The sequence below is a fragment of the Streptomyces xanthochromogenes genome, assembly GCF_014650455.1.
GTDB lineage: Bacteria > Actinomycetota > Actinomycetes > Streptomycetales > Streptomycetaceae > Streptomyces > Streptomyces xanthochromogenes.
In genome coordinates this window covers 307,687-332,735 of the sequence record NZ_BMUZ01000001.1, presented here as the reverse complement: position 1 = coordinate 332,735, position 25,049 = coordinate 307,687, and the positions used below count along the sequence as shown (strand labels likewise).

20 protein-coding genes are annotated in these 25,049 nt (G+C 71.0%); 8 read left to right on the top strand and 12 right to left on the bottom strand.

Annotation, left to right across the window (positions count from 1 at the left end; translation table 11 throughout):
* Nucleotides 1-16: 16 nt before the first annotated feature.
* A complete protein-coding gene (locus IE267_RS01445) occupies nucleotides 17-2,398 on the bottom strand; it encodes an FtsX-like permease family protein (protein ID WP_189761921.1) in 2,382 nt (793 codons plus the stop codon).
* A 270-nt stretch (nucleotides 2,399-2,668) separates the two neighbouring features.
* On the opposite strand from IE267_RS01445, the gene IE267_RS01440 reads away from it, so the two are divergent.
* The gene (locus IE267_RS01440) at nucleotides 2,669-4,963 is read left to right on the top strand and encodes a transglycosylase domain-containing protein (protein ID WP_189761920.1); all 2,295 of its coding nucleotides are present in this window, start codon (nucleotides 2,669-2,671) and stop codon (nucleotides 4,961-4,963) included.
* 76 nt (nucleotides 4,964-5,039) lie between these two features.
* Here the strand turns inward: IE267_RS01440 and IE267_RS01435 are convergent, their stop codons facing one another.
* The 3 genes from IE267_RS01435 to IE267_RS01425 form a co-directional block, all read right to left on the bottom strand.
* Complete coding sequence (locus IE267_RS01435; RefSeq protein WP_167157289.1) at nucleotides 5,040-7,076, bottom strand: ATP-binding SpoIIE family protein phosphatase; 2,037 nt, start codon at nucleotides 7,074-7,076, stop codon at nucleotides 5,040-5,042.
* Between the two features lie 293 nt (nucleotides 7,077-7,369).
* Complete coding sequence (fomD, locus tag IE267_RS01430; RefSeq protein WP_189761919.1) at nucleotides 7,370-8,059, bottom strand: cytidylyl-2-hydroxypropylphosphonate hydrolase; 690 nt, start codon at nucleotides 8,057-8,059, stop codon at nucleotides 7,370-7,372.
* A gap of 56 nt (nucleotides 8,060-8,115) precedes the next feature.
* Complete coding sequence (locus IE267_RS01425; RefSeq protein ID WP_189761918.1) at nucleotides 8,116-9,507, bottom strand: class II fumarate hydratase; 1,392 nt, start codon at nucleotides 9,505-9,507, stop codon at nucleotides 8,116-8,118.
* 169 nt (nucleotides 9,508-9,676) lie between these two features.
* Between IE267_RS01425 and IE267_RS01420 the strand changes: the two genes are divergently transcribed.
* Nucleotides 9,677-11,200 carry a ricin-type beta-trefoil lectin domain protein gene (locus IE267_RS01420; RefSeq protein ID WP_189761917.1) on the top strand — a complete coding sequence of 508 codons (1,524 nt, stop codon included), beginning with the start codon at nucleotides 9,677-9,679 and terminating at the stop codon, nucleotides 11,198-11,200.
* Between the two features lie 21 nt (nucleotides 11,201-11,221).
* Here IE267_RS01420 and IE267_RS01415 read toward each other — a convergent pair whose 3' ends face one another.
* Nucleotides 11,222-11,533, bottom strand: coding sequence for an NfeD C-terminal domain-containing protein (locus IE267_RS01415; RefSeq protein ID WP_161255848.1), 312 nt, complete (start codon nucleotides 11,531-11,533; stop codon nucleotides 11,222-11,224).
* A 178-nt stretch (nucleotides 11,534-11,711) separates the two neighbouring features.
* On the bottom strand, nucleotides 11,712-13,370 hold the full coding sequence (locus tag IE267_RS01410; protein WP_167157279.1) for a fumarate hydratase: 1,659 nt from the start codon (nucleotides 13,368-13,370) through the stop codon (nucleotides 11,712-11,714).
* 178 nt (nucleotides 13,371-13,548) lie between these two features.
* On the opposite strand from IE267_RS01410, the gene IE267_RS01405 reads away from it, so the two are divergent.
* Nucleotides 13,549-14,247, top strand: a complete 699-nt coding sequence (locus IE267_RS01405) for a DUF1707 SHOCT-like domain-containing protein (protein ID WP_167157277.1) — start codon at nucleotides 13,549-13,551, stop codon at nucleotides 14,245-14,247.
* A 151-nt stretch (nucleotides 14,248-14,398) separates the two neighbouring features.
* Nucleotides 14,399-14,752, top strand: a complete 354-nt coding sequence (locus IE267_RS01400) for a WhiB family transcriptional regulator (RefSeq protein WP_053726269.1) — start codon at nucleotides 14,399-14,401, stop codon at nucleotides 14,750-14,752.
* A 96-nt stretch (nucleotides 14,753-14,848) separates the two neighbouring features.
* Here IE267_RS01400 and glpX read toward each other — a convergent pair whose 3' ends face one another.
* Nucleotides 14,849-15,880: a class II fructose-bisphosphatase gene (gene glpX / locus IE267_RS01395; protein ID WP_167157275.1), complete on the bottom strand. Its 1,032-nt coding sequence runs from the start codon at nucleotides 15,878-15,880 to the stop codon at nucleotides 14,849-14,851.
* 165 nt (nucleotides 15,881-16,045) lie between these two features.
* Here glpX and IE267_RS01390 point away from each other — a divergent pair, with 165 nt between their 5' ends.
* Nucleotides 16,046-16,549, top strand: a complete 504-nt coding sequence (locus IE267_RS01390) for a DUF4245 domain-containing protein (RefSeq protein WP_161255839.1) — start codon at nucleotides 16,046-16,048, stop codon at nucleotides 16,547-16,549.
* Between the two features lie 191 nt (nucleotides 16,550-16,740).
* Here IE267_RS01390 and IE267_RS01385 read toward each other — a convergent pair whose 3' ends face one another.
* From IE267_RS01385 to IE267_RS01370, 4 genes are all read right to left on the bottom strand, one after another.
* Nucleotides 16,741-17,331 (bottom strand): malonic semialdehyde reductase, encoded by a 591-nt coding sequence (locus IE267_RS01385; protein WP_167157271.1) that lies wholly within the window; start codon nucleotides 17,329-17,331, stop codon nucleotides 16,741-16,743.
* Nucleotides 17,332-17,790: 459 nt separating this feature from the next.
* Nucleotides 17,791-18,021, bottom strand: a complete 231-nt coding sequence (locus IE267_RS01380; RefSeq protein WP_161245401.1) for an exodeoxyribonuclease VII small subunit — start codon at nucleotides 18,019-18,021, stop codon at nucleotides 17,791-17,793.
* Nucleotides 18,022-18,031: 10 nt separating this feature from the next.
* Nucleotides 18,032-19,246 (bottom strand): exodeoxyribonuclease VII large subunit, encoded by a 1,215-nt coding sequence (gene xseA, locus IE267_RS01375; RefSeq protein ID WP_189761916.1) that lies wholly within the window; start codon nucleotides 19,244-19,246, stop codon nucleotides 18,032-18,034.
* Between the two features lie 146 nt (nucleotides 19,247-19,392).
* Nucleotides 19,393-20,856, bottom strand: a complete 1,464-nt coding sequence (locus IE267_RS01370) for an APC family permease (protein ID WP_189761915.1) — start codon at nucleotides 20,854-20,856, stop codon at nucleotides 19,393-19,395.
* A gap of 208 nt (nucleotides 20,857-21,064) precedes the next feature.
* On the opposite strand from IE267_RS01370, the gene IE267_RS01365 reads away from it, so the two are divergent.
* Both IE267_RS01365 and ppgK read left to right on the top strand, forming a co-directional pair.
* Nucleotides 21,065-22,054 carry a 4-hydroxy-3-methylbut-2-enyl diphosphate reductase gene (locus IE267_RS01365; protein WP_167157265.1) on the top strand — a complete coding sequence of 330 codons (990 nt, stop codon included), beginning with the start codon at nucleotides 21,065-21,067 and terminating at the stop codon, nucleotides 22,052-22,054.
* Nucleotides 22,055-22,101: 47 nt separating this feature from the next.
* Entirely contained in the window at nucleotides 22,102-22,857 is a 756-nt protein-coding gene (ppgK, locus tag IE267_RS01360; RefSeq protein ID WP_161244585.1) for a polyphosphate--glucose phosphotransferase, read from the top strand.
* A 162-nt stretch (nucleotides 22,858-23,019) separates the two neighbouring features.
* Here ppgK and IE267_RS01355 read toward each other — a convergent pair whose 3' ends face one another.
* Entirely contained in the window at nucleotides 23,020-23,697 is a 678-nt protein-coding gene (locus IE267_RS01355) for a DUF6542 domain-containing protein (protein ID WP_229860556.1), read from the bottom strand.
* A gap of 174 nt (nucleotides 23,698-23,871) precedes the next feature.
* Here IE267_RS01355 and ychF point away from each other — a divergent pair, with 174 nt between their 5' ends.
* Nucleotides 23,872-24,960 (top strand): redox-regulated ATPase YchF, encoded by a 1,089-nt coding sequence (ychF, locus tag IE267_RS01350; protein ID WP_189761914.1) that lies wholly within the window; start codon nucleotides 23,872-23,874, stop codon nucleotides 24,958-24,960.
* Nucleotides 24,961-25,049: the final 89 nt, after the last annotated feature.

Below are 25,049 nucleotides of genomic sequence, written 5' to 3'. Positions count from 1 at the left end.
AGGAAGTTCTGACGGGTCATTCGGTGCGCAGCCCGTCGGGGCGCATCAGGCGCCACAGGGCCGGCAGGCTCAGCAGGGTGACCGCGAGGATCACCGCGGCACCCGCCCCGGCCAGCGGCAGGAAGAGCCACCAGTCGGTGACGGTCTTGCCGATGATCCGCAGCATCAGGGCGCCGAGCGCGAGCCCGCCCGCGACCGCCAGGCCGATGCCGAGCACCACCGGGACCGCGGTCTGCCACAGGACCGAGCCCGCGAGCGTCGCGCGCTTGGTGCCGAAGGCCAGCAGGGCCGCCAACAGGCGCCTGCGCTCGCGCAGTTGCTCCAGCTGGGAGACCAGCATGGACGCGGCGATCAGGCCGAGCGTGGCGAGCCCCGCGGCCTGGAGCCCGGTCCGGATACCGGCGTACTGCTGGTCGCGCTCCAGGGTGCGTACGGTCCGGACGCCGAGCAGCGGGGAGACCCGGGCCGCGGTGTTGCGGATGTGCTCGGCCGCGTCCGGCACCCGCTGGTCCACGGTGAGCATGGCGGAGGTGCGGGCCGTCGAGCCCAGGAGCGAGGCGTCGATCGCCCCCGGGGTGGCGAAGATGCCGTCGTGCTCGGCGCCCGTGGGGTCCGGGCGGGCGGTGACGGTATGGGCCGAGGCGGGCAGCGTCCACAGCGTCGGCGGGACGCCGGGCTCGCCCGCGGCGGTGTCGATCGGCTCGCCCGGCCGCGCCGTGCGGTCCACCCAGGCGGCCTTGTCCCGGTCGTCGGAGGGGTGCACCACGAAGGTGTCGCCGTCCTTGCAGGAGTCGACGCGGGCCAGTTCGCGCAGGGTCGCGCAGTCGCCCAGGGTCAGCTCCGTGATGGGCCGGACGTCCTCGGACGCGACGGGTCCCGGCATCGTCACATAGCTGGTGACGGTGCCGACCACCTTTCCCACGCCGGGTGTCTCGCGGAAGGCGCCGATCATGCGCTCGGCGAGCTTCGCGTCCGGGTAGTCGGCCTGGACGGTGTACTGGGCGCGGCTCGCGTCGGCGCCCGTCACCTTGGTGAAGTCGTCGTGAATGCCGACCGAGTACATCTGTAGCGCCACCGACCCCGCGACCGCCACGGTGATCCCGCCGACCGCACGTGCCGCCGGTCCGCTGCTCAACTGGAGCCTGCGCACGGCCAGTTGCCAGGCGGGCGAGCCGCCGTGCAGCCGGCCCACCACCGCCTCCACCAGCCACGGCAGCAGGGCGATGAGCCCGACGAGGACGAAGGAGGCGCCCGCGGCGATGCAGATGGGGGCGAGGTATTCGTACAGCGGCAGGCCGAGACCCGAGGACATCGCGGAGAGCGGACCCGAGGTCGCGTCGGGGCTCTGGGACAGCAGGAGCAGCGCCACGCCGAGGGCCGGCAGCGCTATCCGCCACCACAGCCTGCGGCGCCGGGCGCGGCCGCCCCGCACGACGCCGAGGGGTTCGATGACCACCGAGCGCAGCGCGCCCAGGGTTACCACCACCGCCAAGGCAGGTACGGCCACGGCGACGAGCAGGGCGAGCCAGGGCAGCGGCCGCAGGTCGCCGGGGAAGAAGCCGAAGCTCCACAGGCCGACGGGGCCGATGAGTTGGGCGCCGCCGAGGAAGAGCAGGGTGCCGACGGCGAGCCCGAGCACGGCTCCGGCCAGGGCCTCGCCGCCGGCCATCCAGCGGGTGCCGCGGGCATCGGCGCCGACCAGGCGCAGCGCCGCGAGCCGGCGGTCGCGCCGCTCGCCGCCGAACCGTACGGCGGTGGCGATGAAGATGGCGACGGGCATCAGGAGCACGACGCAGATCAGGATCACGAGCACGACCAGCATCGGATCGAGCGGCTGCACCTCGCCGATGTTGCCGAAGCCGGCCGCGCTGGAGGCGCCGCTGTCGGGGGAGAGCGAGGAGCTGCCCGCGTAGTAGTAGAGCTCCGAGGGTTCGACGAGACCGGCGTCGCCGATGGTCGCGGTGATCTCGTACGGCAGCCGCTGGCGCAGGAGTTGGCCCTCGGGGGAGTCGAGCAGTTCGCGCAGCGCGGGCGAGACGGCCATGGTGCCGGGGGCCGGTATGGAGGTCAGGCCCGGCGGCAGTACGGGGTCGGCGTTGGCGGGACGCAGCAGCTTGCCGCCGATGGTGTCGTCCCGGTACTCGGTGTCGGCGCCCGCGTACAGCAGGGAGGCCCGGACCTCCCCGGTGTTCTTCTCCGAGCCCGCCGAGAACGGCTGCCGGTCGTGGATGCGGTCGGCCCGCCGGTCCACGAGATGCGGCACCGAGGCCGCGCCCAGGAGCAGGGCCACGCCGAGGCCGACCCCGACCGCGGTGAGCAGGGTGCGGGCCCAGCCCTCCCGTCCGCCGCCGAGGGCGAACCGGATGCCGAGGCCGAGATCGTGGAGGCGTCGCTTCATGGGAGATGACTATACGCACTAGGTATACCTGCCATGTATACCCGGGGTGCATAGCGCCCTGCGATCTCCCGATTACGGGGCAAATCGGGGCGGCATCGAAGACCCTCGCAACCCTTGGGGCGATTCGATCGTCGGTTCCCATGGGGCAGGTGCTGATTCTCACGTACGGAAAAGACGTGATCGAATCCGCTTTGTCCATACGTGCGGTGTTAGTTTTCTGAGCTGATCTGGCGAGTCTGGTGAGTCATATGAAGGCGAGCGACTGAGGTTATGGGCCGAGCGGAAGAGCGGCGCGCCCGGCAGGGCGGGGCGCGCCGGGGCAAGCAGAAGGTGAAGAAGAAGGGCATACGCCGGTTCTTCACCTGGAAGAAGATGCTCGGCACGTTCTTCGGGCTCTGCCTCCTCGCGATGGGCGCGTTCTACGTCATCTACCTGATGGTGCCGATCCCGACGGGCAATGACGAGGCCCAGCTGGAGAGCAACGTCTACAAGCTCTCCAACGGCCAGGTGCTCGCCCGCTCCGGGAAGGTCAACCGCGAGACGGTGGAGCTCAAAAACGTGCCGCTGCCGATCCAGCAGAGCTTCGTCGCCCTGGAGAACAAGACCTTCTACGACGACAAGGGCGTCGACTTCAAGGGCACCGCCCGCGGCATCATCAAGACCCTGATGGGCAAGGGCGCCCAGGGCGGCTCGACGATCACCCAGCAGTACGTCAAGAACAACTACCTGACGCAGGAGCAGACGGTCACCCGCAAGCTGAAGGAGATCGTGATCTCCCTCAAGGTGGACCAGCGCTACAGCAAGGACACCATCCTCGCCGGGTACATGAACACCAGCTACTACGGCCGCAACGCCTACGGCATCCAGGCTGCCGCCCAGGCCTACTACGGCAAGGACGTCTCCAAGCTGAACCTGTCGGAGGGCACCTACCTCGCGGCGCTGCTCCAGGCACCCAGTCAGTACGACTGGCAGGTCGCCGGCAAGACGGGCAAGGCCCTGGTCGAGGGCCGCTGGAACAAGGCCCTCGACAACATGGTCGAGATGAAGAAGCTGACGCCGGAAGAGCGGCAGAAGATCAAGTTCGAGCCGCCCCACGACGCCAAGGCCGACCCCGGGATGCAGGGGCAGACCGGCTACCTGGTCGACGCCGCGAAGAAGGAACTGATCCGCAACGGGGTGGACGAGGCCCTGCTGGCCCGCGGCGGCTGGACGATCACGCTCAACATCGACCCGGCCAAGCAGAAGCTTCTGGAGGGCGCGGTCAAGGAGCAGCTGACCAGCAAGCTCGACCCGAAGAAGCGCAAGGTCGACGCGGACCTCCAGGCCGGCGCGGCCTCGGTGGACCCGAAGACCGGCTCGGTGGTCGCCCTCTACGGCGGCCAGGACTACCTCAAGCACCAGCTGAGCAACGCGAGCAACACGACCTACCAGCCCGCCTCGACCTTCAAGCCGGTCATCCTCGCGTCCGCCTTCAACCAGGGCGCCCAGACGCAGGACGGCAAGCCGATCACCGCCGACACCGTCTACGACGGCGACAGCAGCCGGCCGGTCAAGGGGAGCAGCATCGCCTTCGCCCCGCCGAACGAGGACCACCGGGACTACGGCCCCATCAGCGTCCAGGACGCGATGAACAAGTCCGTCAACTCCGTCTTCGCGCAGATGGGCGTGGACGCCCACCTCGACAAGGTGCGGGACACGGCCGTGGCCATGGGCATGAAGTCCATCGAAGGCCTCAACCCCGTGCCCTCCATGACGCTCGGCTCCTACGGTTCCAGCCCGCTCCAGATGGCCGCGGTGTACGCCACGCTCGACAACCACGGCAAGGAAGTCACGCCGTCGATCGTGAAGTCCGCCGAGAACAAGGACCACAAGTACAACAAGCCCGACCCCATCGGCAGCCAGGTCATCAGCCGGGACGCGGCGGACTCGGTCACCTCGGTGCTCACCGGCGTGGTCGACGACGGTACGGCCCATGACTCGGTGGCCGCCGCGGACAACCGCAACGGCAAGCAGGTCGCGGGCAAGACCGGTACCTCCGACGACAACAAGTCGGCCTGGTTCACCGGCTACACGCCGGACCTGGTCACCTCGGTCGGTATGTGGGGCGAGGCAGCCAGCCCGCGCACGGTGCAGGTCGACGGCAAGGACGTGCACATCCCCACGGGCGGCCAGGTCACGATGACCAACGGCGCCGGTGAGGTGGGACGCGTCAACGGTGGCTCCATCCCCGCCCGCATCTGGGCCGGTTACACCTTCGACGCGGCCAAGGACGGCGCCGGCAAGTTCGACCTGGAGACCGACCAGGGCGCGGCCAAGGAGCCGGTGTACACGCCGTCCAAGTCGCCGTCGAACACGCCCTCCAAGACGCCGTCGAACACGCCGTCCAAGACCCCCTCGAACACGCCGTCCAAGTCGCCGTCGGGCACCCCGTCCAAGTCGACGGACCCCACCGGCTCGCCGAGCAATACGACCTCGCACAAGCCGAAGCCGCCCACGCCGACATCGAGCAACTCCGGCGGCGCGAGCCCGCCGGACGACCCGCTCGTGCCCAACGCGGGCAACTGACGCGACCGGAACGGCCGACGGCCCCCACCCCCGCTCGGGGGTGGGGGCCGTCGGCCGTGTCGGAGGCTGTCCGGGGTCAGCCCCGCGTCGGCAGCTCGAACCAGACCACCTTGCCGCCGGAGAGCCGGGTCGCGCCCCAGCGCCGGGCGAGACGGTTGACGAGGAAGAGGCCGCGCCCGCCCTCGTCGGTCTCGCGGGCCCGGCGCTGGCGCGGGAGCTGCGGCGAGTCGTCGCCCACCTCGCAGCGCAGTACGTCGGTCTTGAGGAGGCGCAGCGTGACGGGCCGCTCGGCATAGCGCACGGCATTGGTGACGACCTCGCTGACCAGGAGCTCCACCGAGTCGGTCAGCTCTTCGAGGCCCCAGCGCTCCAGGGCCCTGCGGGCGAGGCGCCGGGCCCGGCCGGGGGCGGTCTCCTCCGGGTCGAGGAACCAGTACGCCACATCGCTCGGCGCGATCCCGTCGAAGCGGGCGGCGAGCAGCGCGATGTCGTCGTCGCGGTCGCCGGGGCCGAGCATGTCGAGCACGTCGTCGCAGAGCGCCTCAAGCGGCGGCGAGTGGTCCGGGCCGGTCAACTGGGCGGTGGCGGCGAGCCGTTCACGCAACTGCTCGATGCCGGTCCACACGTCGCGCAGCCGGGACTCGACCAGGCCGTCGGTGTACAGGAGCAGGGTGGCGCCCGCCGGGGCGTCCAGCTCGACCGCCTCGAAGTCGACCCCGCCGACCCCGATCGGGGCGCCCGGCGGCACCCGCAGGACCTCGGCGCGGCCGCCGAGGTGCAGCAGCACCGGTGGTGGATGGCCGGCGTTGGCGATGGTGATGCGGTGCGCGACCGGGTCGTACACCGCGTACAGGCAGGTCGCCATGCGGTCGGTGCCGAGCCGCTGGGCCTGCTCGTCGAGGTGGTGCAGCACCTCGGCGGGCGGCAGGTCGAGACCCGCCAACGTCTGTGCGGTGGTGCGGAGTTGGCCCATGATCGCGGCGGAGGTCATGGAGTGGCCCATGACGTCGCCGACGACCAGGGCGACCCGGCTGCCGGGCAGCGGGATCGCGTCGTACCAGTCCCCGCCGACCCGGGCGGTCTCGGCCGCCGGCAGATAGCGCGAGGCGAGCCGCACCCCGGTGGGCTGCGGGAGGCTGTCGGGCAGCATGGTGCGCTGGAGCTCGTCGGCGATGTACGCCTCGCGTCCGTACAGGACGGCCTTGTCGATGCCGAGCGCGGTGTGGGTCGCCAACTGGGCCGCCACCAGCAGGTCGTTGGCCTCGAAGGCGGGCCGTTCGGGGCCGCGTACGAAGACGGCGGCGCCGATCACCCGCCGCCGGCCGCGCAGCGGGGCGAGTATCGCCCGTCGCCCGCCGGGCACCGTACGGTCGGGGCCGAGCAGCTCGGCCAGCGCCGCGCGGGCGGCGGGGGACTCCGCGAAGACCGGGCGCACCCCGCGCAGCACCTCGTTCAGCTCGCCGCCGGTGCGCACTTCGCACAGCTCGGACGCGGGGGTGAGGTCGGGGCCGGGGCCGCCGAGCACGGTGAGGCCCTCGGCCTCCGCGCTCTCGCTCAGCGCCTCGTCGACTAAACGCAGCCGGTCGGTGCGGCGCAGGCGCAGTACGAACGGGGTGGCCGGGCGCTCGTCGCCGACCGGCAGCGGGTCGCGCAGATGGACCAGGATGGCGTCGGAGAACGTCGGCACGGTGGCCCGGCACAGGCCGAGCACGATCTCGTCGAGGTCTATGCCGCGGGCGATCCGGCGGGTCGCGGCGCCCACGAAGCGCAGCCGGTCGCCCTCGCGCCGGGCCACCGCGGCGGCGCCCTCGCCCGGTTCCGTGGCCGTCGGGCCGATCTCGCCGCCCACGCCCACCGAGGGCACGGCGGCCGCGGCCGCGGTGTCGCGGCCCGCCCGCTCCGGCTGGCCCGGCACGGCCGCGCTCACGCCGCCGCTCCGGTCGGCTCGGGCGCCCAGCGGGGGGCGCCGGGACGGGCCGCCCGGTTCCGGTGCGGCCGGGGTGTCGGCATGGGGCCTCCCCTGCTCCTCAAGAGCGTGCGGAAGGGTCTGCTCGGAGGGCCGGGCGCGTTCCTTGTGCCGGCTCTCGTGCGAGGTGGGCTGGGGCTCCGTCACGCGTCGGGTTCCGTCCGTCCGGGATGAGGCGTCCACCCTGCCACGAGCGGCGGCAGTGGCAGCGACAGGGTAAGGATGCGTGATGCCTTCGCTTCACGCCGTATACCCTCCCCCAACTTCTTGAGGTGCGGGGGAGGCCCCGTCCGGGCGGCAGTGACACCGAGCATGCTCCACCCCCCTGTGGTGACATACGGTCAATTCTCGCACCGGGTGCGCCGATCGACCCCTGTGGTCCCTGCGCGGCCCTGCGGAGGACGATCCTACGTTTGAACCCGGGGGGCGTATCAAGGGTCTCACGACGTCATGTGCGCCGGGGTGCGATCCCAGTCCGCCGGGAGTGCGGGTACGGGCCAGCGCGGGTCCGGCCGCCATGCCTCCCAGCCGTCCGAGAACGGCCGCCCCCACGCGGTGATCACCTCGACCGCGGCGTGCCCGGCCGCCCGCACCCGCCCCGCCTGCTCGTCGTCCATTAGACCCACCCGCTGGGCCTGGGCGAACTCGTCCTCGTCGAGCCACCGCCAACTGCGGTCCGGGGAGACGGAGATGTCGAGGAAGTGGTCCGTGGAGTCGATGCCGCCCGCCCAGCGTGCGCGCGGCTCCTCCAGGTTCACGTACCAGTTCTTGAAACGCCAGCCCCGTTCCCAGAAAAGCCACACCGACCAGGGCTCACCGGGGCGCGCCAGCTTGAGCACACCGCTGCCGAACCACCGCGAGCGCTCCGTGGTGCGCGGGGCGGTGTACCGGGTGGCCAGCGGTTCCTGGTACAGGGGACGGCCGTCGGTGAGCACCGGGCGTACGCACTCGGTGTGCGGCGCCATCCAGACGGCGAGCAGCTCGTCGGTGTCCTCGACGACCGTCACCGGGCGACAGATGTGGACCGGCGCTCTGCCGCCGCTCCCCAGGCCTGGGGCATGATCGCGATAGCGCCAGAGGATCTGGTCCCCCGGCGCCCAGTGTGGGGTGCCGCCTCCTGTACCTGTCATGTGCAGATATTACGGAGTCCGGGCCCGGCCACGCTGCGATTCGGATCACCCGGTGTTCAGGGGCGGGTCATTCCGAGGACGTCGAGGGCCGCGTCCAGCTGCTCGACCGTCAGGTCCCCGCGCTCGACGTAGCCCGATTCGAGGACCACCTCGCGGATGGTCTTCCGCTCCGCGAGGGACTTCTTGGCGACCTTGGCGGCCTCCTCGTACCCGATGTACTTGTTGAGCGGGGTGACCACCGACGGCGAGGACTCGGCGTACTCGCGGGCCCGCTCCACGTTCGCGGTGATGCCGTCGACGGTCCGGTCGGCCAGCAGCCGGGAGACGTTGGTGAGCAGCCGGACCGACTCCAGGAGGTTCTTGGCGATCACCGGCAGCATCACGTTGAGCTCGAAGTTGCCCGCCGCGCCGGCCGTCGCCACCGTCGCGTCGTTGCCGATCACCTGGGCCGCGACCATGAGGACGGCCTCCGGAATGACCGGATTGACCTTCCCGGGCATGATCGACGAGCCCGGCTGGAGGTCGGGAAGACTGATCTCGGCCAATCCTGTGCGCGGCCCCGAGGCCATCCAGCGCAGGTCGTTGGAGATCTTGGTGAGCGACACCGCGATGGTGCGCAGCTGCCCGCTCGTCTCCACCAGGCCGTCGCGCGCGCCCTGCGCCTCGAAGTGGTCCCGGGCCTCGGTGAGCGGCAGTCCGGTGACCCGGGCCACCTCGGCGATCACGGCCGCCGAGAAGCCGTGCGGGGTGTTGATGCCGGTGCCGACCGCCGTGCCGCCCAAGGGGAGTTCGGCCAGGCGGGGCAGTGAGGAGCGCAGCCGCTCGATGCCGTAGCGGACCTGCGCCGCGTACCCGCCGAACTCCTGGCCGAGGGTGACCGGGGTCGCGTCCATCAGGTGCGTACGCCCCGACTTGACCACGTCCGCGAACTCGGCCGACTTGCGCTCAAGGGAGGTCGCCAGGTGGTCGAGGGCGGGGATCAGGTCGCCCGTGACGGCGGCCGTCGCCGCGATGTGGATGGAGGAGGGGAAGACGTCGTTGGAGGACTGCGAGGCGTTCACATGGTCGTTGGGGTGGACGTCGCGGCCCAGCTTCTCGGTGGCGAGCGTCGCCACGACCTCGTTCATGTTCATGTTGGACGAGGTGCCCGATCCGGTCTGGAAGACGTCGACCGGAAAGTGGTCGTCCCAGCGGCCCTCGGCGACCTCGCCGGCCGCCTCCTCGACCGCGCCCGCGATGTCCTTGTCGAGTACTCCGAGCTCGGCGTTGACCTTCGCGGCGGCCGCCTTGACCCGGGCCAGCGCCTCGATGTGGGCGCGCTCCAGACGCTGCCCCGAGACGGGGAAGTTCTCCACCGCCCGCTGCGTCTGCGCCCGCCACTTGGCGTGCACGGGCACCCGTACCTCGCCCATCGAGTCGTGCTCGGTGCGGTACTCGCTGTCGTTCATGTCGGTGAACCTCCCGCTGTTCCGGTCCGGGAGCCCTCGGGCCCCGGAAAAGTTGAGCACTTGTCTTGTTCTACCTATTCCCAACACGCCTTACCGGCCAGTAAATACCGGTGGGCCGCATTTTCCCGGGGGACGACTCCGTACCCCGGTGAAACACCAGGGAGGCGCAATGAGACGCACCAGGCACAGACTTCGCTGTACGTTCGCGGCGGCGGTGGCCGCCGCCGCGGCGTTCGGGGGCATGGCGGTCGGCGCGACCGGCGCCCAGGCCGCCACTTCGCCGTCCGCCACGGCCACCCCGCTCTCGCCCGACCTGGAGAAGATCCGGGCCGCGGAGGCGACCCAGCTCTACGGCGACCCGGCCGAGCGGCCCATGGCGGATCGCAAGACCGGCCTGATCTCGCTGGGCGACAGCGAGATCTCCGGCGAGGGCGTCGGCACCTACGAGGCCGGCACCAACGGCCCCGACAACTGGTGCCACCGCTCGCCCGACTCGGCGATCCACCGCACCGGCATCCCGGCCGACGAGACGTACAACGTCGCCTGCTCGGGTGCGTACACCGGCAACATCAGGATCGGCGGGACCAAGCAGTACGCCGACGAGCTGGTGCAGAGCGACAACCTCGCCATCAAGGCGCGCAACACCCGCATCAAGGTGGTGCTCCTGGTCGCCGGGGCCAACGACGACCTCCAGTTCGCCCCGGTCATGACCGACTGCGTCGAGCGCTACCTGCTGCTCAAGGGGCCGTGCCAGTCCACGTACGAACCCGGCTGGCAGGCCCGCGTCGACGCGCTGGTGCCCAAGGTCGAGCAGACCGTGAGCGACCTCAAGTCCGTGATGCGCGACGCCGGTTACACCGACGGCTCGTACAAGCTGGTCGTGATGGGCTACCCCAGTCCGATCGGCCCCGACTTCCACGACAACCCGGGCTTCCCCGGCAAGCTCGCCTGCGGCGGCCTCGGCTACGACTCCGACACCGTGTGGGGCCGCAACACCGCGGTGCCCGCCTTCGAGGTCGGGATGCGCAGGGCGGCCGAGGACACCGGAGCCACCTACCTCGACAACTCGCGGCTCTTCAACGGCCACGAGGTGTGCATGGAGGACACCTGGGCCCGCGGTCTCTACATCGACCTGTCCAAGCCCGGACTGCCGGACTCCAACTCGGTCCGCCAGTCCTTCCACCCCAACTACCGGGGCCACGGCGCCTTCGCCTCCTGCCTCACCCAGCTCTACAACTCCGGTGTCCAGGAAGGGAGTTGTGCCGACCCGGCCTCGACCGGCACGCCCACGCTCTACCCGCTCGCCTGGGACGACGCCTACCGCCCGCTGAAGAACGAGGCGACCGGCAGCTGCGTCGACGTCACCGCCTCCACCAGCGCCAACGGCACGGCCGTCATCGGCTGGGACTGCCACGGCGGCCGCAACCAGGGCTGGTGGTACGACAGTGACCGCAAGTCGGTGCACACCCAGCTCACCCAGGACCGCTGCCTGGACGTGCCGGGCGCGAACTACACCGCGGGCGCCAAGCTGATCATCTGGAACTGTTCGGGCGCCGCCAACCAGGAGTGGGTGCGCCAGTCCGGCAGCCTGCGCCCGGCGGCCGCGGCCAGCCTGTGCGCCACGCTCGGCGCCGCCAAGGACCCGCTCACCCTGCGGCCCTGCGACGGAACCGCCGCCCAGCGCTTCGCCTGACCCGACCGACGCCCGGCCCCGTCACGGACAGCCGTCCGCGGCGGGGCCGAGGTGTGCCACCTCGATGGCGGACGGGGAGAGCGCGGAGGAGACCCGTACCCGGGCCCCGGAGTCGAGCGGGGTGCGCGCTCGCGCCGCGTACTTGAGCGGGCGGCCGGACACACAGAAGACCACCTCGCCGTAGCCGCCCCGGGGGATCGGCGTGACCACCCGCCCGGCCGCGCCGACCATCGCGGCGGCCGTCGGCGAGACCTTCGGGCGCCGCCCGAGCGCCGCCCGGCCGAGCCCCGTCAGTAAGCCGCCAGGCCCGGTGAACCACCCCAACTGCGCCACCCCTCCCGGTGGTTGAACCGCCCCGGCCGATGCGGCGGCCGGGGCGATTGCGGACACATGCCAGGATAGGTGGCTAATTCAGCGGGGCCTTAGGGCCTTTGGACCCTATTCGGGTCCGGCGGCCCCTCGCGGCGGATCGGGCCGACCGGCGGGGATGCCCGGCCCCGTACGGGAGGGTTCAGCCGCGCACCGGAATGTTCAGGAACGTCGGCGGCTCGGCGGGCACCTGGAAGAAGTCGTTGCCCTTGTCGTCGACGACCACGAATGCCGGGAAGTCCTCGACCTCGATCTTCCACACCGCCTCCATGCCGAGCTCCTCGTACTCGACGACCTCGACCTTCTTGATGCAGTCCTGGGCCAGGCGCGCGGCCGGGCCGCCGATCGAGCCGAGGTAGAACCCGCCGTGCGTGCCGCACGCGTCGGTGACCTGCTTGCTGCGGTTGCCCTTGGCCAGCATCACCTTGGAGCCGCCCGCCGCCTGGAACTGCTCGACGTAGGAGTCCATCCGGCCGGCCGTGGTCGGGCCGAACGACCCGGAGGCGTAGCCCTCGGGGGTCTTCGCCGGGCCCGCGTAGTACACCGGGTGGTCCTTCAGGTACTGCGGCATCTCCTCGCCCGCGTCGAGCCGCTCCTTGATCTTGGCGTGCGCGATGTCACGGGCCACGACCAGCGGGCCGGTCAGCGAGAGGCGGGTCTTGACCGGGTACTTGGTGAGCTCGGCCAGGATCGCGTCCATCGGCTGGTTGAGGTCGATGCGGACGACGTCGTCCTCGCCGGCGGAGAGGTGCTCATCGGTGGTCTCCGGCAGGAAGCGCGCCGGGTCGGTCTCCAGCTGCTCCAGGAAGACGCCCTCGGCGGTGATCTTCGCGACGGCCTGGCGGTCGGCCGAGCAGGACACGGCGATCGCGACGGGCAGCGAGGCGCCGTGCCGGGGCAGGCGCACCACGCGCACGTCGTGGCAGAAGTACTTGCCGCCGAACTGCGCGCCGATGCCGATCTTCTGGGTCAGCTCGAAGACCTTCTTCTCCAGCTCCTCGTCCCGGAAGCCGTGTCCCAATTCCGAGCCTTCGGAGGGGAGTTCGTCCAGGTAGTGCGCGGAGGCGTACTTCGCGGTCTTGAGCGCGAACTCGGCGCTGGTGCCGCCCACCACGATGGCCAGGTGGTACGGCGGGCACGCGGCGGTGCCGAGCGAGCGGATCTTCTCCTCCAGGAACTTCATCATGGAGGCCTCGTTGAGGACGGCCTTCGTCTCCTGGTAGAGGAACGACTTGTTGGCCGAGCCGCCGCCCTTGGCCATGAAGAGGAACTTGTAGGCGCCGCCGTCGGTCGCGTACAGCTCGATCTGCGCGGGCAGGTTCGAGCCGGTGTTCTTCTCGTCCCACATGGTGAGGGGGGCCATCTGTGAGTAGCGCAGGTTCAGCTGCGTGTACGCGTCGTAGATGCCGCGCGAGAGGGCCTCCTCGTCGCCGCCCCGGGTCAGCACGTTCTGGCCGCGCTTGCCCATCACGATCGCGGTGCCGGTGTCCTGGCACATCGGCAGCACGCCGGCCGCCGCGATGTTCGCGTTCTTCAGGAGGTCGAGCGCGACGAACTTGTCGTTGCCCGAGGCCTCCGGGTCGTCGACGATCTTGCGCAGCTGCGCCAGGTGCGCCGGGCGGAGGTAGTGCTGGATGTCGTGGATCGCCTCGGCGGCCAGCTTGCGCAGCGCCTCCGGCTCGACCTTGAGGAACGTACGCCCGTCGGCTTCGAAGGTGGTGACACCCTCGGCGGTCACCAGGCGGTAGGGCGTGGTGTCCTCTCCCAGGGGGAGAAGGTCGGAGTACTGAAACTCTGGCATTGCGGCCATTCCTCACTCGGCAGACAGCTGCTGTACCTCCATTGGCACGGCATCCACCAGCGTATGCCGCCGCCCCGGCGCCGATCCTGTGAGGTAAGGCTCAGTTGCGTGGCCGTGGCCCGAGCTCGACCCCTCCCGCGACTAGTCGCGATCTATCGCGTTTGGGTACGCTGACTCCGTGGACCTCGAAAAGCACGCCAAGGCGGACCCCGCGACGCCCGCGAAGGCCGATCTCACCCAGCATGCCGAGCCCCCGGCGCTGCGGGCCTCCGACGCCGACCGGGACCGGATCGCCGACATCCTGCGCGACGCGCTGGCCGAGGGCCGGCTCGATGCCACCGAGCACTCCGAGCGCATCGACGCGGTCTACCGCGCCAAGACCGTCGGTGAACTGGAGCCCCTGGTAAGGGACTTGCCCGCGAGCGGTACCCGCCCCCGCCCGGTGGCCGAACCCCGGCCGCACGAGTGGGAGGAGACCGGGGCGCCGGTCGACGCCGAGAACATGATCGCGGTCTTCTCCGCCTCGACCCGCAAGGGCCGCTGGCGGGTGGGCAGGCGCACCAACGCCTTCTCGCTGTTCGGCAGCGTGGAGATCGACCTCACCGAGGCGCTCTTCGAGCAGCGCCTGACCGTCATCAACGCGACCGCGATTTTCGGCAATGTGGAGGTCCGGGTACCGGAGAACCTGAGCCTGCGCGGCAGCGGCACCGGAATCTTCGGCAACTTCGAGGTGCACACCCTAGAAGCCGATGATCCGGAGGCCCCGGTGGTCGTCGTCAATGGATACTCCGTCTTCGGCAACATCGAGGCCAAGCCGAAGCGGGGCAAGCTCATCGCCGACCTCCACCAGAGGCTGCGCAAGCGGCTCGAATCCTGACGTCCGAATCCGCCCGTCACGACGCCGGGTTCAGGCCATCGGGCATCCGAGCGTGCTTCCGCACTACGGAACTCAGTGCATAGGCGTGCGTACAGCGGGTAGGGACTGTCGCATCGTCGCTCGCTCGCGAAGCCGTCGTCAGGAGTAGACCGTGCTGCATCCGCCGCATCATTCCCTGCAGGTCGCCGCCGTTCCGCCGCAGCGTGGTCCAGCTCGGGAGGACCAGGCGGGCCCGTGGCACGCGGAGGCGGTCTGCCGCCGGGACGAGGCGGGTCTCTTCTTCGCCCCGTCCAAGGAACCGACGGCCGCCCGGCTCTCCCGCGAGGAGGCCGCCAAGCGCGTCTGCGCCCGCTGTCCGGTGATGGTGGAGTGCCGCGAGCACGCCCTGCTGATGCCCGAGCCGTACGGGGTCTGGGGCGGCCTGACCGCCGCCGAACGCCGGGTGGTGATCGCCCGCCGCCGGCGCCGCGAGGTCGAGCTGAAGAAGGCCGCGTCCGCCGCGTAGCAGCTCTGCGTGCGTGAAGGGGTGCCCCCGCCGCACAACGGGGACGCCCCTTCACATACGTACGGGCAGCGGTGGTGAACTGCCTTGGTTACGGGCCTACTTGGCGCGGTCGAAGTCGATCGCGCTGTACGCGCGCAGCTTGGACAGGCGGTGCGTGGAGTCGATCTGGCGGATGGTGCCCGACTTGGAGCGCATCACGAGTGACTGGGTGGTCGCGGTCTCCGCGCGGTAGCGCACCCCGCGGAGCAGCTCGCCGTCGGTGATGCCGGTGGCGACGAAGAACACGTTGTCGCCGCTGACCAGGTCGTTGGTGGAGAGCGTGCGGTCCAGGTCGTGCCCGGCGTCGATCGCCCGCTGACGTTCGGCCTCGTCCTTGGGCCACAGCTTGCCCTGGATCACACCGCCCAGGCACTTGATCGCGCAGGCGGAGATGATGCCTTCCGGGGTGCCGCCGATGCCCATGAGCAGGTCGACGCCGGTGCCCTCGCGCACGGCCATGATCGAACCGGCGACGTCGCCGTCCGAGATGAACTTGATGCGCGCGCCGGTCTCCCGGATCTCCTTGACGATGCCCTCGTGACGCGGGCGGTCGAGGATGACCACGGTGACGTCCTCGGGGGAGGAGTTCTTGGCCTTGGCGACGCGGCGGATGTTCACCGACACCGGGGCGTTGATGTCGACGAAGTCGGCGGCCTCGGGGCCCGTCACCAGCTTGTCCATGTAGAACACCGCGGACGGGTCGAACATGGTGCCGCGGTCGGCGGCGGCGAGCACGGCGATCGCGTTCGGCATGCCCTTGGCGTTCAGGGTGGTGCCGTCGATCGGGTCGACGGCGATGTCGACCTCGGGCCCGGTGCCGTCGCCGATGCGCTCCCCGTTGTAGAGCATGGGGGCTTCGTCCTTCTCGCCCTCGCCGATGACGACGACGCCGTTCATCGAGACGGTGGAGACGAGGGTTCGCATGGCGTTGACCGCGGCGCCGTCCGCGCCGATCTTGTCCCCGCGGCCGACCCAGCGGCCGGCGGCCATGGCGGCGGCCTCGGTGACCCGGACGAGCTCAAGGGCCAGGTTGCGGTCGGGAGCCTCGGGGGAGACCTCGAGTTCGGACGGCAGATGATGCTCGGTCATCGGAGCGCACCTTTCTGTACGGCGACGGCCGCAGGGTAAGAGGGTGCTAGGACTCTATCCGTACGTCGACAAATTGAGCAGAGGGGTCCACGTATGAGCGGCGACATGACCTGAGAACATGGGGTCGTGGCAGGAACGCGCAGCAGTAAGCAGACAGTCCGGAACATGCTGCAGTCGTTGGCGGTGATCGGCATCGCGGCGGCTGTGATCTATGTGTTCGTCCCGCACGACGACTCGGCCGCCCCGCCGCTCAAGGCGGTCAACTACAAGGTCGAGCTCTCGACCGTGCGCCGGGCCGCGCCGTACCCGGTGGCGGCCCCGGTCGGCCTGCCCGACCAGGCCAAGTGGAAGGCGACGTCGGTGTCGTACGACGGCGCCAAGAACGATGCCTGGCACCTGGGCTTCCTCGACCCCCAGAACCAGTACGTGGCCGTCGAGCAGTCGACCGCGCCGCTGGACAAGTTCGTGGCCGAGGTAAGCCGGAGCGCGACGAAGACCGAGAAGTCGCAGCAGATCGCGGGTGCGACGTGGACGTTCTGGGACGGCCCCAAGTACGACGCCCTCGTCCGCCAGGACCAGGGCCACACCACCGTGGTCACGGGCACGGCGCCGTACGAGCAGCTGGTGGCGATGGCGGGGGCACTGGAGTCGAAGCGGACGGCGGACTGACACCGGGTCCGTCGGGTCCGTCCGGTTCGGTACGGATGCGAGGCCGGGTCCGTCCGGTCCCGGTCGGTACGGATGCGAGGCCGGGGTCCGTCCCGTCCCGTTCGGTGCGGATACGACGAGGGCCGCCGCACCTTCCCGGTGCGGCGGCCCTCGTCGTGTCGAGCGTGCGCTCGGACGGTACGAGCCGTGGCTCAGACGGTCGTGACGACGTCCTCGTAGGCCAGGCGCGGGCTGCGCGGGAACCACGCGTCCTCGCCCGGCTTGCCGATGTTGACGATCATCAGCGGGGTGTGGTCGTCGTCCAGGAACTCCTTCTGCACACCGGAGAAGTCGAACCCGGTCATCGGACCGGCGGCCAGACCGGCGGCGCGGACGCCGACGATGAAGTACGCGGCCTGCAGCGCGGAGTTGAGCAGCGCGGCGCTCTCGCGGACCGGGCGCTCCGAGAAGAAGGCGTCCTTGGCGGCCGGGAAGTGCGGGAAGAGGGCCGGGAGCTCCTCGTGGAACTCGTTGTCGGCGGAGAGGATCGCGACCAGCGGGGCGGCGGCGGTCTTCGGGCGGTTGCCCTCGGCCATGTGCTGCACGAGGCGCTCGCGGGCCTCGGGGGAGCGGACCAGGGTGACGCGCAGCGGCGACTGGTTGAAGGCGGTCGGGCCGTACTTGACCAGGTCGTAGATCGCCTGGACCTGCTCGTCGGTCACCGGCTCGTCGGTGAACGTGTTGGCAGTGCGGGCCTCGCGGAAGAGGAGGTCCTGGGCGGCGGGGTCAAGGGCGAGGGACATCTGAAAGCTACCTTCCGGGCTGCTGATCAAGCGATGTCTCCGACGGTACGGCAGGGATAGGTTAACTTTCAACTAAATCCGGGTTGGCGTGATCAGCCTCACAGGGCTGGGGTGGGGGCTGGGGCGGGTGCGGGCCCTGCGTGGCTGATCGCGCAGTTCCCCGCGCCCCTTGGCGGTGCTGGTTCCGGTCGGCGTCGGCAGCTTCCGCCTGCTTCCGGCAGCCTTTGGCCGAACCGGTGCGGGGGCACCTACGACAGCCCGTCATGGGGGTCCCCCCTGGCCCTCAACGCCTTGGCGGAGTTTGAGGACGAGCGTCCTTGAGGCGCGAACGGGGTCGGGGGCGGAGCCCCAGGGGGACCGGGCATCAAACAACCCCGGGCAACGGGCGGGAGAGTGGGCAAATCCCCGGGGCCGGGGGCGGAGCCCCGGGCAACCCCGTGGGCCCCGCACCCGGAGGGGTCAGCCTTCCTCGGCCGGGTCGGCCAGCGCCGCGTCGAGGCGGGCCCGGGCCCCCTCCAGCCAGCGCCGGCACACCTTGGCCAGCTCCTCCCCCCGCTCCCAGAGCGCGAGGGACTCCTCCAGCGTCGTACCCCCCGCTTCGAGCCGCCGTACGACATCGATCAGCTCGTCCCGCGCCTGCTCGTACCCCAGTGCCGCATCACCCGACGCGGCCTCGTCCGTCTTGGCCATGCGATCCACCCTATGTCCGCGGTACGACAGTGACGTGCAGCTCGCCCTCGGCGACCCGGGCGCGCAGATCCTCCCCGGGTGCGACCTCGTCGGGGGAGCGGACCACCTCGCCCCCGGCCCGCTGGAGCACCGCGTACCCGCGCTCCAGCGTGGCCGCCGGAGAGAGCGCCACCACCCGGGCGTGGGTGTGCGAGAGCTCGGAGTCGGCCCGGTCCAGGAGGTGGCCGAGGACCCGGCGCGAGCGGTGGACCAGCGCGTCCACCTCGTCGGCCCGGTCGTCCAGCATGCGGTGCGGCCGCTCCATCCAGGGCCGGGCGAGCATCCCCGCCAGACCCCGCTCCTCGCGGTCGACCAGACCCACGACATGGCGCCGCGCCCGGTCCCGCAGCAGCCGGACCCGGTCCAGCTCCTCGCCCACGTCCGGCACGACCTTCTTCGCCGCGTCGGTGGGCGTGGACGCGCGCAGGTCCGCCACCAGATCGAGCAGCGGTGCGTCCGGCTCGTGGCCGATCGCCGACACCACGGGCGTACGGCACCGGGCGACCGCGCGCACCAGCTCCTCGTCCGAGAACGGGAGCAGGTCCTCCACGCTGCCGCCGCCCCGGGCCACGATGATCACGTCGACGTCCGGCTGCTCGTCGAGCTCCTCGACCGCCCGCACGACCTGCGGCACCGCGTACACCCCCTGCACCGCGACGTTGCGCACCTCGAAGCGCACGGCGGGCCAGCGCCGCCGGGCGTTCTCCAGGACGTCCCGCTCGGCCGCCGAGGCCCGCCCGACCACGAGCCCCACGAGCTGCGGCAGGAACGGCAGTTGACGCTTGCGGTCCAGGGCGAACAGCCCCTCCGCGGCCAGTGTCCGCTTCAACTGCTCCAGCCTGGCGAGGAGTTCACCGATGCCGACCGGCTTTATCTCCACCGCCCGCAGCGAGAGCTGACCGCGCGGCGCGTACCACTCGGGCTTCGCGTGCACGACGACGCGCGCACCCTCGGACACGACGTCGGCCACCGCGTCGAACACCTGGCGGTAGCAGGTGACGCCCACCGAGATGTCGTGCGACGGATCGCGCAGGGTCAGGAACACCACCCCCGCGCCGGGCCGCCGCGAGAGCTGGGTGATCTGCCCCTCCACCCAGACCGCCCCGAGGCGGTTGATCCACCCCCCGATGAGGCGGGACACCTCGCCGACGGGGAGCGGCGCGTCCGCACTCGTATTCAGAGCCATGGAGGCAGGCTAGCCCGCGCCACCGACAGTCCCGCGTACGTGGGCTGGCCCGTGCCCCTACGGTCCCGCGTACGTGGGCTGGCCCGTGCCCCTACGGTCCTGCGTACGTGGGCTGGCCCGTGCCCCTACGGTCCTGCGTACGCGGGCTAGCCCGCGCTACCCACGGTCCCGCCCGGGGCCGGTGGCCGCGGGCCCGAACCATGGCGGCGGCCCCACTGCATCGCCAGGACCACCAGACCCACCGCGAGCCAGCCGAGGCCGACCAGCTGGGCCGTGGTCGTCGCCTCCCAGACCACCGCGACGATGACGGCCGCGCCGAGCACCGGAACCACCACGTGGCTCAGCCAGTTGGGGGCGCCCTCCATGCGGCGCACCGCGTACCAGACCACCACCGATGCGTGCAGCAGGAAGAACGCGGTCAGCGCGCCCATGTCGACCACCGAGACGAGGTGGTCCATGCCGTCGTCGCGCCGGGCGGCCCACACCGCGGCGACCAGCGTGACCACCGCGGCCAGCAGCAGCGCCGCGCGCGGCACCCCCGACGCGGTCCGCGACAGGACGTGCGGCAGCCGCCGCTCACGCGCCATCGCGAACACGAGCCGGCCGGCCGCGGCCTGCCCGGCTAGCGCCGCGAAGGCCGCACCGATCGCCTTGCTGATCGCCACCAGGGTGTGCAGCCAGCCGCCGACCGAGCTCTCGACGGTGTCGTAGAACGCCGACCCCTGCTTGACCGGGTCGGCCGCCAGCTGGGCCGACGACATCGGTTCGAGCAGGGCCGCCAGATAGGACTGCACGACGAACAGGGAACCCGCCAGGACCAGGCAGAACAGGACCGCGCGCGCCACCTTCGCCGAGCCGCCCGTCACCTCCTCGGCGAACGTGGCGATCGCGTCGAAGCCCAGATAGGACAGGACCGCGACCGACACCGCGCCGAGCACCGCGCCGAGCGTGAAGCCGGCGTCCCCGGTCAGCGGCGAGAGCCAGCCCCGCTGGGCCCCGTCCCGCACGAGCACGACCACCGCGGACACCACGAAGACCAGCAGCACCACGATCTCCATCGCGAGCACCGCGAAGCCCACCCGGGCCGCGGCCCGCACGCCCCACAGGTTCAGGAGTGTGGTGATCACCACCGCGATCGCCGTCCACACCCAGCGCGACACCGAGGGGACCAGGGAGTTCATGGCGATGCCGGAGAAGAGGTAGGCCACGGCCGGGATGAGCAGGTAGTCGAGCATCGCCATCCATCCGGCGATGAACCCCGGCCCCTCGCCGAGCGCCTTGCGCGCGTACGCGAACACCGACCCGGCCAGCGGGACGACCCGCACCATCTGCGCGTAACTGAACGCGGTGAACCCCATGGCCACCGTGGCCACCAGGTAGACCAGCGCGACGGCGCCGTGCGACTTGGCGTCCAGGGTGCCGAAGATGCCGACCGGGGCCATCGGCGCGATGAAGAGCAGCCCGTAGACGACCAGGTCCCGGAACCCGAGACTCCGCCGCAGCTGCCCGGTCTCCTCCCGCCCGGTCCCCTCGGCCACCTCGCCGGGCCCTGTCCCCCCGGGGTGGCGGGGCTTGCCGGAATCCTCGTGCTCCTCGCGTACGCCGCTCATGCGCCCAGTCTCACCGGCACCGCGATCTTTGGCCCGCCGGGGGCGCCGGTCGGGCGCCGGGGGTGCGCGGGCGCGGGGTGCGCGGATTCCGCTCGCCGGTCGGGCGGGGGACCGGAGGATCGAGTTCCATGGGCCGCACGGGGCGGCCGGAGGATCGTGTTCCACGGGCCGCACGGGTCCGGCCGGGCTGTCGGTGTCAGCCCCTACCATGGACGGCATGACTGTTACTGCTGCCCGCCGGGTCCTGCTCGCCGCTCCCCGTGGCTACTGCGCGGGCGTGGACCGTGCCGTGATCGCCGTGGAGAAGGCCCTGGAGCAGTACGGGGCGCCCATCTACGTCCGGCACGAGATCGTCCACAACAAGTACGTCGTGCAGACCCTGGAGAAGAAGGGCGCGATCTTCGTCGAGCAGACGGCGGAGGTGCCCGAGGGCTCCATCGTGATGTTCTCCGCGCACGGCGTCGCCCCGACCGTCCACGCCGAGGCCGCCGAGCGCAAGCTGGCCACCATCGACGCCACGTGCCCGCTGGTCACCAAGGTCCACAAGGAGGCCGTGCGGTACGCGAAGGAGGACTACGACATCCTCCTGATCGGCCACGAGGGTCACGAGGAGGTCATCGGCACCTCCGGCGAGGCCCCCGAGCACATCACCCTGGTCGACGGCCCGGACGACGTGGCCAATGTCGAGGTCCGCGACGAGTCGAAGGTCGTCTGGCTCTCCCAGACCACGCTCTCCGTCGACGAGACGATGGAGACGGTCGGCGCCCTCAAGAACAAGTTCCCCAACCTGCTCTCGCCGCCCAGCGACGACATCTGCTACGCCACGCAGAACCGCCAGGTGGCCGTGAAGAAGCTCGCCGAGGACGCCCAGCTGGTCATCGTCGTCGGCTCCAAGAACTCCTCGAACTCGATCCGCATGGTCGAGGTCGCCCTCGACGCGGGCGCCCCCGCCGCCCACCTGGTGGACTTCGCCGACGAGATCGACGAGGCCTGGCTGGAGGGCGTCACTACGGTCGGCCTGACCTCGGGCGCCTCCGTGCCGGACGTTCTGGTGGACGGTGTCCTGGAATGGCTGGCCGAGCGAGGCTACGGCGACGTCGAGACCGTCAAGACGGCGGACGAGTCGATCACCTTCTCGCTGCCCAAGGAACTCCGCCGTGACCTGCGCGCCGAGGCCGCGGAACTCTCCGGCGAGTAGCGCCGTCCATGACGTCCGGCCGCGCGTCCGCCCGTAACGTGGATCTCATGAACGCCATGAGGAACGTGTTCGGAGTGGACGTCGGCGGAACCGGCATCAAGGGTGCCCCCGTCGACCTCGATCGGGGCGACCTGGCGCAGGAGCGCCACAAGGTGCTGACCCCGCAGCCCGCCACCCCCGATGCGGTGGCGGACCGCGTCGCGGAGGTCGTCGGCCATTTCGGCTGGTCGGGGCCGGTCGGCATCACCTTCCCCGGGGTGATCACCGCGAACACCGTCCGCACCGCGGCCAACGTCGCCAAGGACTGGGTGGGCGTGGACGCGGCCCGTCTGCTCGGCGACCGCCTGGGGAACGACATGCCGGTGACCGTCCTGAACGACGCGGACGCGGCGGGCGTCGCCGAGATGCGCTTCGGCGCGGGCAAGGACCGCAAGGGCACGGTGATCCTGCTGACCTTCGGTACGGGCATCGGCAGCGCGGTCTTCATCGACGGCCACCTCGTCCCCAACACCGAGCTCGGCCATCTGGAGCTGCACGGCCACGAGGCGGAGAAGCACGCCTCGACGAAGGTCAAGGAGGACGAGGACCTGAGCTGGTCGCACTGGGCGCGCCGGGTCCAGAAGTACCTCGCCCATGTGGAGATGCTGTTCTCGCCCGAGCTGTTCATCATCGGCGGCGGGGTCAGCCGCAAGGCCGACAAGTTCGTGCCGCTGATCGAGGGCATCGAGGCGGAGATCGTCCCGGCCCAGTTGCAGAACAACGCGGGGATCGTGGGAGCGGCGATGGTGGCGGCCGGCCGCTAGGCCCGGCGGGCGGTCCGGGCTGTACGTGCTCTGTGGTGTGGGCTGTACGTGCTCTGCGGGCGGTGCGGGTCGGGCGCTCGGCGCGCGGCCGGGATCGGCCCGGCCCCGGCCGCCTCGCCCTGCGGGGTCCCTCCCGAGAACGTCACGCGCTCTCGCCGGGGCTCAGCGCCGGGTGCCGGCCTTGCCCGAGCCGCCGGCCTTGACGCCCGTGCCCCCGGCCTTGGCGGCACCGCCCGCCTTGGCGCCCGGACCCGCGGCCTTGCCGGCGTTCCCGGCCTTGCCCGGACCGCGCCGGCGCCCCATGAGCCGTACCTTCCGTACGGTGGCGATCACGCCGGCCACCAGCGTTCCCGCGTACAGCCAGCCCGCGTGCAGGGCGAGCGCGGTGACCACGGCCATGGCCTGCCCGCCGAAGCCGCCGGTGCCGCCCGCGACCGGGACGATCCCCACCGCGAAGGCGATGGGCACGCAGATCGGGGCCGTCACCAGGTCGGCGGGCCGCACCCAGAGCGCGGTCACCGCGCAGACCGGCAGGAACAGGACCCCGTACACCGCGGGCGAACCGTCGAAGAGCAGCCAGTCCAGAGTGCCGAGCGCGAACATCAGGGCCGCGGCGAAGAGCCCGCCGCCGAGTCCGGTGAGCCGGGGAGACGGCAGTCTGCGCAGCGCGAGGACGATGGGCGGCACCCGCCGGGTGCGGCCGGCCGCCCGGTAGACGGCGGCGCTCTCACCGGCCGCCGCCGGGCCCGCGGGCACGCCGAGTGGCGCCCGGGAGGGCCCCGGCGCCGAGGTCCGTGCTCGCTGTCCGTTCTGCGGGGTGCGCGTCCTAGATTGCTCCACAGCACCAACGTAGGTCGCGACAGGGGCGCAACCATCCATTGGACACGCCCTTTGAGTGAGCTTGCCCGTGCGTTCGACGGTCCGGGGCCGTCACGGCCGGTTTGGCGCGCCCGTAAACTGGTGGGCGGTCCACTCTCCGGACCGTCCACCGCCCTCGTACCGGGAAGTCGCCACGTGTCGCTCACGATCGGAATCGTCGGTCTGCCGAATGTCGGCAAGTCGACCCTGTTCAACGCCCTGACCAAGAACGACGTACTGGCGGCCAACTACCCGTTCGCCACCATCGAGCCGAACGTCGGCGTCGTCGGCGTCCCCGACGCCCGCCTGGCCAAGCTCGCCGAGGTCTTCAACTCCCAGCGGATCCTGCCGGCCACGGTCGACTTCGTGGACATCGCCGGCATCGTCCGCGGCGCGAGCGAGGGCGAGGGCCTCGGCAACAAGTTCCTCGCGAACATCCGCGAGTCGGACGCGATCTGCCAGGTCATCCGCGCCTTCAAGGACGAGAACGTCGTCCACGTCGACGGCAAGGTGTCCCCGAAGGACGACATCGAGACGATCAACACCGAGCTGATCCTCGCCGACCTCCAGTCCGTCGAGAAGGCCGTCCCGCGCCTGACGAAGGAGTCCCGCCTCCAGAAGGACAAGATCGCTGTCTTGGCGGCGGTCGAGAAGGCCCAGAAGATCCTTGAGGCGGGCGACACCCTCTTCTCGCACGGCATCACCAAGGGCACGGAGCAGGGCGACCTGCTGCACGAACTGCACCTGCTGACCACCAAGCCCTTCCTGTACGTCTTCAACGTCGACGAGGACGAGCTGGTCGACGAGGACTTCAAGAACGAGCAGCGCGCCCTGGTCGCCCCCGCGGAGGCGATCTTCCTGAACGCGAAGATCGAGTCCGAGCTGATCGAGCTGGACGACGACGAGGCGCTCGAACTCCTCCAGTCCATGGGCCAGGACGAGCCCGGCCTCGCCACCCTCGGCCGCGTCGGCTTCGCCACCCTGGGCCTCCAGACCTACCTGACGGCCGGCCCCAAGGAAACCCGGGCCTGGACCATCCCCCAGGGCGCCACGGCCCCCGAGGCGGCCGGTGTCATCCACACCGACTTCCAGAAGGGCTTCATCAAGGCCGAGGTCATCTCCTTCGCCGACCTCATCGAAGCGGGCTCGGTAGCCGAGGCCCGCTCGCGCGGCAAGGCGCGGATGGAGGGTAAGGAGTACGTCATGCAGGACGGGGATGTCGTGGAGTTCCGGTTCAACAACTGAACTCCACCACGTCGCCGATGTGGTGGAGTTCAGTGCCAAAGTACAAGCGGCCAAGGGGGCCTGGACGGACCGTCCCGGCCCCGTTGGCG

Excerpts from the sequence above, each read along its gene's own strand:
- IE267_RS01445 (WP_189761921.1), bottom strand. The coding sequence starts at position 2,398 with ATGAAGCGACGCCTCCACGATCTCGGCCTCGGCATCCGGTTCGCCCTC.
- IE267_RS01440 (WP_189761920.1), top strand. The coding sequence starts at position 2,669 with ATGGGCCGAGCGGAAGAGCGGCGCGCCCGGCAGGGCGGGGCGCGCCGG.
- fomD (WP_189761919.1), bottom strand. The coding sequence starts at position 8,059 with ATGACAGGTACAGGAGGCGGCACCCCACACTGGGCGCCGGGGGACCAG.
- IE267_RS01425 (WP_189761918.1), bottom strand. The coding sequence starts at position 9,507 with ATGAACGACAGCGAGTACCGCACCGAGCACGACTCGATGGGCGAGGTA.
- IE267_RS01420 (WP_189761917.1), top strand. The coding sequence starts at position 9,677 with ATGAGACGCACCAGGCACAGACTTCGCTGTACGTTCGCGGCGGCGGTG.
- IE267_RS01410 (WP_167157279.1), bottom strand. The coding sequence starts at position 13,370 with ATGCCAGAGTTTCAGTACTCCGACCTTCTCCCCCTGGGAGAGGACACC.
- glpX (WP_167157275.1), bottom strand. The coding sequence starts at position 15,880 with ATGACCGAGCATCATCTGCCGTCCGAACTCGAGGTCTCCCCCGAGGCT.
- IE267_RS01390 (WP_161255839.1), top strand. The coding sequence starts at position 16,046 with ATGCTGCAGTCGTTGGCGGTGATCGGCATCGCGGCGGCTGTGATCTAT.
- IE267_RS01385 (WP_167157271.1), bottom strand. The coding sequence starts at position 17,331 with ATGTCCCTCGCCCTTGACCCCGCCGCCCAGGACCTCCTCTTCCGCGAG.
- IE267_RS01380 (WP_161245401.1), bottom strand. The coding sequence starts at position 18,021 with ATGGCCAAGACGGACGAGGCCGCGTCGGGTGATGCGGCACTGGGGTAC.
- xseA (WP_189761916.1), bottom strand. The coding sequence starts at position 19,246 with ATGGCTCTGAATACGAGTGCGGACGCGCCGCTCCCCGTCGGCGAGGTG.
- IE267_RS01370 (WP_189761915.1), bottom strand. The coding sequence starts at position 20,856 with ATGAGCGGCGTACGCGAGGAGCACGAGGATTCCGGCAAGCCCCGCCAC.
- IE267_RS01365 (WP_167157265.1), top strand. The coding sequence starts at position 21,065 with ATGGACGGCATGACTGTTACTGCTGCCCGCCGGGTCCTGCTCGCCGCT.
- ppgK (WP_161244585.1), top strand. The coding sequence starts at position 22,102 with ATGAACGCCATGAGGAACGTGTTCGGAGTGGACGTCGGCGGAACCGGC.